This window comes from Chlorobium sp., from assembly GCF_036528655.1.
Taxonomy (GTDB): domain Bacteria; phylum Bacteroidota; class Chlorobiia; order Chlorobiales; family Chlorobiaceae; genus Chlorobium.
In genome coordinates this window covers 22,259-33,776 of sequence record NZ_JAIGND010000005.1, presented here as the reverse complement: position 1 = coordinate 33,776, position 11,518 = coordinate 22,259, and the positions used below count along the sequence as shown (strand labels likewise).

Sequence of the window (11,518 nt, the reverse complement as noted above, 5' to 3'; positions counted from 1 at the left end):
CGCAGTACTTTCAAATAACATAACCCTTTACAGGGCTCTTCCCGCCGTCACAATTACTTCCTGCTTCAACGGGATCCTAATGTATCACCTTCCCACTTCACTTCCAAATCCTTTTTCCCTTTTTTATAAATTCTTTTCCTTCACGTACGGGTTATCTGCTTTCACTCGCCATCGGCGGCCGGAACGAACGATGGCATATCGGCCAGTCTGTCAACAGGGCGCTCGACAGGTCGATCAACCGGCAGCTCCATCTGCCGCTTGCCCTGGCAGTACTCCTTAGCCGCGGCAACGAAACCGTGAAAAAGCGGATGCACCTTCTGCACCCTCGATTTCAGTTCGGGATGGAACTGTACGCCCACGAACCATCGGTGATCTTTAAGCTCCACGATCTCAACCAGCTCGCCGTTGGGCGATGTGCCTGAAAAAATCATGCCGGCATCCTCGAACGGCTTGCGGAAGGAGTTGCTGAACTCGTAACGGTGACGATGCCTTTCGTTGATAAGAAACTTCTGATAGACGTCATGCGCTCGAGATCCCTCCTTGAGAATGCAGGGATAGCTGCCGAGACGCATTGTTCCGCCTTTCTCCTTGACCTTCTTCTGGTGCTCCATGAGGTCGATAACAGGAAAACGGGTGCGTTTGTTGAATTCGGTGGAGTTAGCCTCCGGCATTCCGCAGACGTTCCGGGCGAATTCGATGGTAGCGCACTGCATACCGAGGCAGATGCCGAAAAACGGAATGTTCTGCTCCCTGGCAAAGCGAATGTACTGAATCTTGCCCTCGATGCCCCTGTCTCCGAAACCGGGTGCCACGAGAATACCGTTGACGCCTTCAAGCTCTTTAGCAAAGTCGAATGATTTCCCTTCGGCATCCTCTGCCCTGAGCAGCCGGATGTTCACCCGGACGTTGTTGCTCGCCCCGGCATGCACGAATGATTCAAGAATGGATTTGTAGGCATCGGGATACTCGGTATACTTGCCGCAAATGCCGATGGTAACCTCTCCTTCCTGTGGATGCTTGACCTTGTTGCAGAAATCCCTCCAGTAGCTGAGATTCGGTTCCCTGAATTTTTTCAGGCCGAGCTTCTTCATCACCCTCAGATCGAGTTTTTCCTGCAGGAGCATAAGCGGTACCTCGTAGATGGTATCGCAGTCGTTAAGCCCTATAACATCGAGATCGTTGACGTTGCAGAAGTGTCCAACCTTGTTCTTGATCTCCCGCGACAGCGGTTTTTCGCTGCGGCAGACAAGAATATCCGGCTGGATGCCGGTTTCGAGCAGCATCTTCACGCTATGCTGCGTCGGCTTGGTTTTCAGTTCGCTTGCGGCCTTGATATAAGGCACGAACGTCAGGTGGATGTTGAGCAGGTTCCGATCTCCCATTTCGAGCTTCATCTGGCGCATGGCCTCAAGGAAGGGCAGCGATTCGATATCGCCGATCGTACCGCCGATCTCGGTTATGAGCACGTCGAGATTGCCGTTCTTGGCAAGCTCCGCCATTCGGTCCTTGATTTCGTCGATCACGTGAGGCACAACCTGCACCGTTCCACCGAGGTATTCACCGCGGCGCTCCTTGTCGATAACCGATTTGTAAACCCGGCCCATGGTGAGGTTCGACGCCTGCGAAGTCGATTCATCCAGAAAGCGTTCATAGTGACCAAGATCGAGGTCGGTCTCGGCGCCGTCGTCGGTCACGTACACTTCTCCATGCTGGTAGGGCGACATGGTGCCGGGATCGACGTTGATGTAGGGATCGTATTTCTGGATTGCAACACGGAGCCCTCTCGATTTCAGGAGAAGACCGAGCGAAGCGGACAGAATGCCTTTTCCAAGCGAAGAAATAACCCCTCCGGTTACAAAAATATGCTTGACATTTTTCGGTCGCGCCATAAATAGTCAGTCTAAGTCAGTCGTTGTTTGATAAAAAAATCCACTTCGTCACACCGGAACCCGATACTCCCCGGGCAGAATGGACCTCAGCCGATGCTCTTGTGCGCCCCGTCGCAGAACGGCAGTTTCGCCGAGAGACCGCAGTTGCAGATGGCAACATTTTTCTCGACGTCGATTTCCACCTTGTATGGCTGCAGACCGGTACCCTTGTGCGATCCGTCGCACCAGGGTTTATTCTGCGATTTGCCGCAGGCACAGTAATACTTCGTGCCAGGCTGTTCCCTGACGATTGTCGGTCTGTTCTGTTCCATAACTCAATACTCCCTCATTCATGTTATACATAGCCTGTCGGATTGACAGGCTCCACATGACAACCATAACGGAAAGGTCACTCAAAAAGATCGATCTGACCATCCGGTTCTTCGATCGGCAATTCGCCGTCGCCCTCCTCATCGCTCTTGGGCACGCGGGCAAGAGCGGAAATAGAATCTCCCGCCATGAGCCTGACAAGCCTCACTCCGGAGGTATTTCGCCCGGTCAGCCTGATATCGGAAACATGCTGCCGGTTCACGATGCCATGACTCGTGATGATGATGAGATCGTCGTCGTCATTCACATCGAGAAGGCCGACCAGTTTACCGATCTTTTCATGAGCTTTGAGCGTTATCACGCCACGCGCGCCACGCCGGGTAAGCCGGTAATCCTCGACCCGGCTGCGCTTGCCGAAACCATTGTCGGTCACTGCGAGCAGTGCCATATCGGTCCGTTTGGTGGTGACCATGGAAATACATTTTTCGTCGTCGTCAAGCGTGATGCCTTTTACGCCCATTGCGGTACGGCCCATCGCACGGATCTCGTTTTCAGGGAATCGAACGGCAAACGCCGAACTTTTGGCCAGAATGATCTGATGCTCGCCGTCGGTCAGACGGGCATCGAGCAGCTCGTCGTCCTCCTCGATGGTTATTGCGGCAATGCCGGTCCTGCGAGGATTGGAGAACTCGTCGAGTGCGGTCTTCTTGACGATGCCGTTGGTGGTAGCCATTACAATGAAGCCGGGATCGTCGAAATTTCGGATATTGATATATGCCTTTATCTTCTCGCCCGGACGCAGCTCCATGATGTTAGCCAGGGAACGCCCGCGGGCTGCCCTGCCGGCTTCGGGGATTTCATAGACCTTGAGCCAATAGCACCTGCCCGTATTGGTGAAGAACAGAATATAGTTATGCGTCGAGGCGATGAACATGTGTTCGATGAAATCGTCGTGCTTTGCCTGAGCCCCGGTCACGCCGCGACCTCCGCGGGCCTGTCGGCGATACCCGGATACCGGGAAACGCTTGATGAACCCTTCGTGGGTGATGGTGATCACCACGTCCTCCTGGGCTATCATGTCTTCGATGGAAAAATCGCCCTCCTGCGGCACAATCTCCGTCCGGCGCTCATCGCCGTAGACATCCTTCACCCTCAGCAGCTCGTCGCGGATGATCTGCATCTGCTTTTCCGGGCTTGCGAGAATTGAACGAAGCTCTTCGATAAGAGCCAGGGTCTCCTGATACTCGGTATCGATTTTCTTCCTCTCCATGCCGGTCAGTCGCTGCAGGCGCATTTCAAGAATGGCTTTCGACTGTATCTCGGATAGTCCGAACCGCTCCATGAGTCGCTCCTGCGCGGCAGAAGTATCCGGAGACTCCCTGATGGTGGTGATCACCTCGTCAAGGTTATCGAGACAGATTTTCAGTCCTTCGAGAATATGGGCACGTTTTTCCGCAGCAGTCAGATCGTGCTGCGTCCGGCGCAACACGATTTCGTTGCGGTGCCTGATATAATAGTGCATCATCTCCTTGAGATTGAGCACCCTCGGCACACCGTCAACAAGAGCGAGCATGATCACGCCGAACGTCTCCTGCATGGGCGTATGCTTGTACAGGTTGTTCAGCACCACTTTGGCCACCGCATCGCGCTTCAGCTCTATCACAAGACGCATGCCGTCGCGGTCGGATTCGTCGCGGATATCGGCAATGCCTTCGAGTTTCTTGTCGTGGACCAGCTCGACGATCTTTTCGATAAGCCTTACCTTGTTGACCTGATAGGGAAGTTCGGTAACGATGATGGACTCGCGGCCATTCTTCTGGGTCACCTCCACCAGCGCCCTTGCGCGGATGACCACCTTGCCGCGCCCGGTCAGATAGGCCTGACGAACACCTTCGTAGCCGTAGATGATGCCTCCGGTCGGAAAATCGGGAGCGATAACATGCTTCATAAGGTCCGCGATCTCGATCTCGGGATTCTCGATGACCGCAATGATGCCGTCGACCACTTCGCGCAGGTTCTGGGGAGGAATGTTTGTGGCCATACCGACAGCGATGCCGGACGCCCCGTTTACCAGGAGATTGGGAATCGCCGAAGGCAACACGGTCGGCTCTTCGAGAGAATCGTCGAAGTTCAGCGAAAAATCGACCGTCTCCTTGTCGAGATCCTTGAGCATCTCGCCGGCAATCGGCTTCATGCGCACCTCGGTATAACGCATGGCGGCAGGGGAGTCGCCGTCAATGGAGCCGAAGTTGCCCTGGCCGTCGATCAGCGGATAGCGAAGGGAAAAGTCCTGCACGAGACGCACAAGACTGTCATAGACGGCGCTGTCGCCATGGGGATGGAACTTGCCGAGCACTTCGCCGACGATACGTGCCGATTTCTTGTGCGGTTTGCCTGCCTGCAGTCCCAGCTCGTGCATACCGAAAAGCACTCGGCGATGCACAGGTTTCAGACCGTCACGAACATCCGGAAGCGCGCGGCTGACGATAACCGACATGGAATAATCGAGATAAGAATCCCGCATCTCCTCTTCAATACTGATCGGCAATATCCGTTCGCGCTGCATAGGTTTTTTCCGTGTAATAATTAATAGTATGACGCATAAGGGCGTAATGTATAAAATCCCGCCAACTTCTTAAAACCGGCTCACATGGCCGAAACCGGCGGAACCTCGCCGTATCAGGTAATCATGGTTACCGGAGCATCCGACCAGAGCGACTCGAGGTCGTAAAAACTCCGCTCATCGGGCATGAAAATGTGCACGACAACATCAACATAATCAAGAAGTATCCAGTGCATGGTATCCATTCCCTCTACATGCAAAGGCCTTTCGTCGTCAGCCTTGAGTTCATCGACGACGTGTTCGGCAGCAGCCCTGGCCTTCCGCTCGGAATCCGCCGTAGCTATCACAAAAAAATCTGTCACGGAGGTCAGACCGCGCAGATCGAGAATCCTGACCTGTTCGCATTTTTTCTCCAGCACGAGCTCAGCAGCCCTTTTTGCCAGCAACTCGCTGAACGACACCTCTTCCGGGTTCAGCCCGGCAAGCTTTTCATCCTGTTCGGAAACGCTCATAAACCTCCAATAATGTTTCATCGGTTAATTAAAACAGCCTGAAGCCGTTTTTCCTGCAATCATTATAAAATAAGAATGATTCACTTTTTCAGGCACCCCGACTCGAACTTTTGCCGGTAATCGGGCACAGCCTCCGAAAGGGCAACAACGCGACCTTCCGCTGCCCGACGCAACGCTTCGGGAAGAATCGACGCTGCGGAAAAAAAATCCGCAACGAGAACAGCTGCCGCGCCGTTCCCGGAAAGCGCCAGAAGCTCTTCGCTGCTCCGGAAAACAATCACGGCATCATGTCCGCTTCTTACTGCTGCAGCAACGACGTCGCCTATCGACCCTCTTTGGCTTTCATCAGAAGGATTGCCGGCTTCAAGAACCGCGCGACGGTAACAGGCATAATAATACTCGCCCTTGCGCGACGGAATCACCGGCACGATCACCGACGAGGATGTGAACGACAGCGCTGCTGCTGCCATAGCCGGAAGGGTAGGAACGGTAACAAGAGGCACACCGAGACCAAACGCCAGCCCTTTGGCTGCCGACATACCGATCCGCAGCGCGGTAAACGACCCCGGCCCCGAGGAGACAGCTACGGCATCGAGCCGATCCTTCGGCGTACCGCTCTCTTCAAGCGCCAGTTGCACGAGCGGCATGATGGTTTCGGCCGTCCTGCTCCACTCGCCGCCGTAAACGACGTTCGCCACGCCATTACGGTTCACCGCAACGCTCAGCGATGCATGAGTACACTCAATAGCAAGAAGATTCATGTTCGACTCTGTCTGGTTATGACGATTCTTCGGAAGCTCTCGCCGGCATGATCGAGAAAAACCGTAGCGGTATATGACGAACGGTACTCCGCAAAACGATCGCCCCACTCCACAACGGCAATATGCGGCCCGAACAGATACTCATCGAACCCGATCGAGTCAAGCTCCTCCGGACGCTCTATGCGGTAAAGATCGAAATGGCGCAGTTCCACCGGCTCTCCCCGGTATGAACCGTGATAAATGTTGAAGAGGGAAAAGGTAGGACTGGAAAGCTCTCCTGAACAGTTGAAGCAATCGGCGATCCCTTTCATGAACTCGGTTTTCCCGGCGCCGAGCTGACCCTTCAGGCAGATTCGGTCGCCGGGACGAAGCGTGGCGGCAAAACGCCTCGCATATTCGCGAGTCTCTTCGGGAGAACGGGAAAAAAATTCTTCGGTCATCTGCGGTATCAGTCGAGCGGACTGAAAACCAGTCCGGTCATGATTTTCGGATAAAAGAACGTGGACTTCTGCGGCATCACCCCGCCGGACTCCGAAACCGCCAGCACCTGTTCCACCGTCGCGGGTTTCACTACGAAACCGACCTGCGCCTTGCCGGAAAGAACCGTATCGAACACGGCGGAATCCTCTTTAACGTAGACGATATTCGTCTGCAGCGCCATCGCCTCATGGCTTATGCCCAGCAGCCTGGTCAGTACCGCCTCGTGCAGCACCACAAGCCCCAGTTTCTGAAGGGCCGGAGCTATCCCGCTGTCAAGCAATACGCCAGGCTCGCCGCGTAGCGTGATGCCGAGTACACCATCTTCGCTCACGACCCCGTAAGCATAACTTGAAACCGACGCATCGAGATAACCCTTCAGCGCCGCCCTGTCATCGAGTTCCGTCACGTCAAAATACTCTTCAAGCCCCGCCCTGAGCCGCTGGGGATCGAATTCCCCGATATCATGCACCAGGCGGTGGATCGGAAAAACCACCAGTCCTTTATCATAAATATTGTTCAGATAAACAAGAATAAAATTATACGGTTCGCTCCCGGAATGCTCCGGATTCGCTTCCGCCCGCTCCCTCCGGTAGTTAAGACCGGTCTCGTACCGGTGATGTCCGTCCGCAATATAAACCGTCTTTTCAGCCAGCGCCTCCTGGACAGCAGCCACAAGCTCCGGATCGTCAAGCCGCCACAACCTGTTCCTGATGCCCTGGAACATGGCATCAGCGACCGGCTCCTGCGCTTCTGCATACCCGGCAAGAAGCTGGTCGGCAACGCCTTCGGCATCAGCGTAGAGACCGAAAATGGAGCTGATGTTCATGCGGGTTTTCCTGAACAGGTTCAGCCGGTCAGCCTTCGGCCCTGAAAGGGTGCGTTCATGCGGCAGTACCTTGCGCTCGCCGAACTCGTGGAGACGCATCGCCGCAAAAAAACCGCTCCGCGTATGAGTGTTGCCGTCATGATCGGTAAAGGTCTGACTGTACGGGTAAAGCGCGGGAACGTCTTCACGCATCAGCACATCCGCCCGCATCCACTCCTCAAGCCTCTCCGCAGCGGCAGCGTAAGGATCGACCTCCATCGGCAGCTCAAGCCGGATTGCGTTATACGGGGAACTTCCGTAAAGATCTTTCTGCATCGCGGGAGGAATAACGTCATACGGAGGGCAGATCAACCCCGACATATCGCCTGCAGTTTCGGGATTATAGCGTATCGCCCTGAATGGCTGGATTTCCGGCATGGTTGTGATAGTTATAATTTTTGTAATGCCTTACCTGTTCGCACCATCAAGATACAATTAAAAACCAAACGCCTTTCCGATCTGTTCAGGAGCCCTCCCGTGCCGACATCCAGAAATCGTCATACCCTTCCTTGACGAGCACCATGATTTTGCGGTTGCGGCACAATTCAAGCACAGCGAGAAATGTCACCACTACGACGAGGCTTTCGCTCATGCATTTCGTCATCGAGCGGAACGATACCTGCGCCCTTTCGCGCAGACAGGAGAGAATCAGCGCGCTCTGTTCTTCGACGGTTACCGGCGCATCCTCCACATTTCGGGTCATTGGCTTCGGTATATTTTCGAGCACCGAACGGTATGCCCTGATAAGATTGTAGAGGGTCGGGCGATGTATCTCTTCGTCATGCTCGTCAATGACATATGGATCGAACGACTCATAAAACCCTTTCGAAAAGAGAAGCGCCCGCTCCTCGGCATGCACGGAAAGTTTTGCTGCGGCCTCCTTAACCTGCTTGTATTCGAGAAGCTTCTGCACCAGTTCGGTACGAGGGTCGAATTCGTCGGTTTCCATGCCATCCGCCGAAGGACGGGGAAGCAGCATTTTAGCCTTGATGCTCATCAGCATCGAGGCCATATAGATAAACTCCGCGGCAACTTCGAGATTCGTGGTTCTCATACCGCCTATATGAGCGACAAAGTCGGTCGTGATTTTCGAAATGGGAATATTATATATATCAAGCTCATCGCGCCTGATAAAAAACAGCAGAAGATCGAGAGGCCCTTCAAATTCATCGAGAGTGATCCTGAACATCAGTGCAGGAGAATAGGGTGTTATCGTATATTGATGCAAGATAGAAAAAAACGCCGGGTTACGTAAAAACAGCCCGGTTATGTTGCATTTTAAGGCGTTTTTACCGTAACACTGCCTGATGACCGGGGGAAAAAGGAAACTTTCAGCAGCAGAATACCCATTGATAAGGGTATGGAAAACCCTGTGATCAGGATATAGATTATTCTATGCATAGCCGAAGTTCTCACATGAAAACCACACATAAACAAATCACTGCCGTTTTCTGCACTTTGCTTCTGCTGACGCTCATCGGAGGCACGGCTCTCGGCGGACAGGAAAACGATTATTTCAACAGGGGATACGAAAAACACCTCCAGGGCGATCTCAAGGCAGCCATTAAAGACTATTCCTCAGCCATAGAAAAGAGCCCTGGTTTCGCCATGGCCTACCAGATGAGAGGCGCCGTGTGGCAACGCATGAAACAGTTCGACAAAGCAATCAGCGACTTCTCCATGGTGATCGCGTTCGGTGAACCCCACTTTCAGGCCGTCGGCTACTACAACAGAGGCGTCACGAAAAATATGGCCGGCGATTTTCTTGGAGCCATACCTGACTTCAGCGAGGCGCTGAAAATCAACACGAGAATGGGCGCAGCGTATTTCCACAGGGGGATAGCCAAAAGCAGAACAGGAGATTCGTTCGGAAGAATCCAGGACTTCAGGGAAGCAGCAAGACTTGGCTATGTCAATGCCGAAGAGTGGCTGAATACCTATTACCCTTCATGGAAGCAGCCGGTAGCGGCGGCAGCCATACCGGCAAACTGATGCCAGTCGGAAAACCCCGGTAAAACGCAAAGAGGCTGCCGTTCATGGCAGCCTCTTTGTGTTGCATCGATCCAATCATGTCATATCGCTTTCCCGCCTTTCTCGCGGGTACGGATGCGAATGCACTCTTCAAGCGGCGTGATGAAGATTTTCCCGTCGCCGACCTCTCCCGTTCCATGCTTGGCCGTCTCAATGATGGTATCCACCGTAATGTTCACGAACTCGTCGTTGACGGCAATATCGAGCCTTACTTTGGGAATCAGGTTCGGAGCGATTTTCTGACCCCTGTATATCTCGATATCCTCCTGCCTGCCATGGCCGGTTACCCGACTAACGGTTATCCTCGTTATATCTGCCTGGATCAGAGCTTCCCTCACATGGTCGAGTCTGTCGGGCTGAATGATTGCTGTTATGAGTTTCATCGCGATACGCTCAGTTTAAGTTGATAAGGCCATACCCCTGTTCGCCGTGCATGCTGTGGTCAAGACCCGACATCTCTTCGTCTTCGCTGATGCGCAGACCGACCGTCTTTTCGACCACGAAAAGCAGAATAAGCGAAATAACGGAAGCATAAGCGATGGTGATTCCGACCGCCGTAGCCTGAACACCGAGCTGCTGCCATACCGTCCAGCTGCCGCCTGCCAGCACAGCCGCATCGGCCATCCATGACGGACGGATGAAAAAGGTGAGCGCAAGAGCGCCGACGATACCGCCTACGCCGTGAACTCCGAACGCATCGAGACTGTCATCGTAGCCAAGCCTGTTTTTGAGCATAATCGCCAGGTAACAGAATATGGCTGCCAGAGCACCGAGCGCTAGCGCTCCGACAGGCTGCACCACGCCCGCTGCGGGAGTTATTGCCACGAGTCCGGCCAGAATGCCCGAAGCCACACCGAGGCTGGTTGCCTTTCCGTGCTGGAACATCTCTATAACCATCCAGGTGAATGCGCCTGCTGCTGCGGCAATCTGGGTGACGGTCAGCGCCCTCGCAGTGTCAAGGTTGCTGGCGATCGAACTGCCTGCATTGAAACCGAACCAGCCGACCCACAACAGACCTGCGCCCATGAGCGTCATAACGAGGTTGTTTGGATGCATGACGTTTTTCGGGTACCCCCTGCGTGCGCCGAGGTAGAGCGCCGCCACCAGAGCGGTCACACCCGAAGAGATATGCACAACCGTGCCGCCGGCAAAATCAATTGCGCCTTTCGGACCAAGATTGAAAAGGAATCCATCTGAAGCCCAGACCCAGTGACATATAGGACTGTAGACAATGATGCTCCAGAGCGCTATGAAAATTGCGTAGCCCTTGAAATTCACCCTCTCGGCAAACGCGCCGGCGATAAGCGCCGGGGTTATGATGGCGAATTTGCCCTGGAACATGGCAAAAACATATTCGGGAATATGAGTTGACATGATGGTATCATCGATACCCTGCAGCAGGAAGTACTTGCTGTCCCATCCCACAAGTCCGCCAAGAATGCCCGGACCGAAACTCAGGGCATAACCCAGAGTCGGCCAGAGTACGCCGATGATCACCATTGCGGCAAAGCTGTGCATCATCGTGCCTATCACGTTCTTGGTGCGCACCAGGCCCCCGTAGAACATTGCAAGACCCGGCACCATAAGCAGCACGAGCGCTGTCGAGGTAAGCATCCAGGACGTCGTGCCGCTGTCGGTGACAACCTCCTCTGCTCCCCATGCCGTGCCTCCGGTTAAAACCGCTGCAGCAAGCAGCAGCAGCGGAAACGAGAACTTTTTCAACATAATTCCGATGGTTAATAGATTTGAGAACCTTAATTATTTAACTTTAACACACAATTGTAATGATATTTTTAGTCTAAAACAAGAAAACGATATTTTTTATTACAATAAAGTAGAAACAGGCCGAACTCCCGGACTCGCGGCGTTTCAGCATATCCAAAAAAAAACGTTGAATCGAAGAAGAAAAAAGATCGGAACAGGAGGGCGATTTGTGTTACAAAAAGGGTAACTTGCGATGCCAGTATAGTTGAGGGGCGGTCAATAAACGGCTTTATGCCGTATATTGGGCGTATTTGTGGTCGGGAGTGTTTTTTTATTTTTGAAAACCATTGCTAATTGCGGTAAATTGTACCATTAATTAGCCAATGGTTGGCTGATCGCGTTCA

The 11,518-nt window shown here is 53.5% G+C and carries 11 protein-coding genes; 1 reads left to right on the top strand and 10 read right to left on the bottom strand.

The features are described 5' to 3' along the window. Positions 1-161: 161 nt before the first annotated feature. The 8 genes from K4305_RS02070 to K4305_RS02035 form a co-directional block, all read right to left on the bottom strand. Complete coding sequence (locus K4305_RS02070; RefSeq protein ID WP_331560676.1) at positions 162-1,889, bottom strand: CTP synthase; 1,728 nt, start codon at positions 1,887-1,889, stop codon at positions 162-164. Between the two features lie 86 nt (positions 1,890-1,975). Further along, on the bottom strand, positions 1,976-2,200 hold the full coding sequence (locus K4305_RS02065; protein ID WP_331560675.1) for a CDGSH iron-sulfur domain-containing protein: 225 nt from the start codon (positions 2,198-2,200) through the stop codon (positions 1,976-1,978). Between the two features lie 77 nt (positions 2,201-2,277). Beyond that, positions 2,278-4,764 carry a DNA gyrase subunit A gene (gene gyrA, locus K4305_RS02060; RefSeq protein ID WP_331560674.1) on the bottom strand — a complete coding sequence of 829 codons (2,487 nt, stop codon included), beginning with the start codon at positions 4,762-4,764 and terminating at the stop codon, positions 2,278-2,280. Between the two features lie 113 nt (positions 4,765-4,877). After that, complete coding sequence (gene rsfS, locus K4305_RS02055) at positions 4,878-5,273, bottom strand: ribosome silencing factor (RefSeq protein ID WP_331560673.1); 396 nt, start codon at positions 5,271-5,273, stop codon at positions 4,878-4,880. Positions 5,274-5,353: 80 nt separating this feature from the next. After that, complete coding sequence (gene tsaB / locus K4305_RS02050; RefSeq protein WP_331560672.1) at positions 5,354-6,034, bottom strand: tRNA (adenosine(37)-N6)-threonylcarbamoyltransferase complex dimerization subunit type 1 TsaB; 681 nt, start codon at positions 6,032-6,034, stop codon at positions 5,354-5,356. After that, the gene (gene tsaE, locus K4305_RS02045) at positions 6,031-6,474 is read right to left on the bottom strand and encodes a tRNA (adenosine(37)-N6)-threonylcarbamoyltransferase complex ATPase subunit type 1 TsaE (protein ID WP_331560671.1); all 444 of its coding nucleotides are present in this window, start codon (positions 6,472-6,474) and stop codon (positions 6,031-6,033) included. The genes tsaB and tsaE overlap by 4 nt, the downstream gene beginning before the upstream one ends. A gap of 8 nt (positions 6,475-6,482) precedes the next feature. Further along, on the bottom strand, positions 6,483-7,757 hold the full coding sequence (locus K4305_RS02040) for a DUF1015 domain-containing protein (protein ID WP_331560670.1): 1,275 nt from the start codon (positions 7,755-7,757) through the stop codon (positions 6,483-6,485). 85 nt (positions 7,758-7,842) lie between these two features. Beyond that, on the bottom strand, positions 7,843-8,568 hold the full coding sequence (locus tag K4305_RS02035; protein ID WP_331560678.1) for a segregation and condensation protein A: 726 nt from the start codon (positions 8,566-8,568) through the stop codon (positions 7,843-7,845). A 227-nt stretch (positions 8,569-8,795) separates the two neighbouring features. Here K4305_RS02035 and K4305_RS02030 point away from each other — a divergent pair, with 227 nt between their 5' ends. Continuing rightward, positions 8,796-9,371: a tetratricopeptide repeat protein gene (locus tag K4305_RS02030; protein WP_331560669.1), complete on the top strand. Its 576-nt coding sequence runs from the start codon at positions 8,796-8,798 to the stop codon at positions 9,369-9,371. A gap of 80 nt (positions 9,372-9,451) precedes the next feature. Here the strand turns inward: K4305_RS02030 and K4305_RS02025 are convergent, their stop codons facing one another. Both K4305_RS02025 and K4305_RS02020 read right to left on the bottom strand, forming a co-directional pair. After that, the gene (locus tag K4305_RS02025) at positions 9,452-9,793 is read right to left on the bottom strand and encodes a P-II family nitrogen regulator (RefSeq protein ID WP_331560668.1); all 342 of its coding nucleotides are present in this window, start codon (positions 9,791-9,793) and stop codon (positions 9,452-9,454) included. A 10-nt stretch (positions 9,794-9,803) separates the two neighbouring features. Further along, positions 9,804-11,135, bottom strand: coding sequence for an ammonium transporter (locus tag K4305_RS02020; protein WP_331560667.1), 1,332 nt, complete (start codon positions 11,133-11,135; stop codon positions 9,804-9,806). Positions 11,136-11,518: the final 383 nt, after the last annotated feature.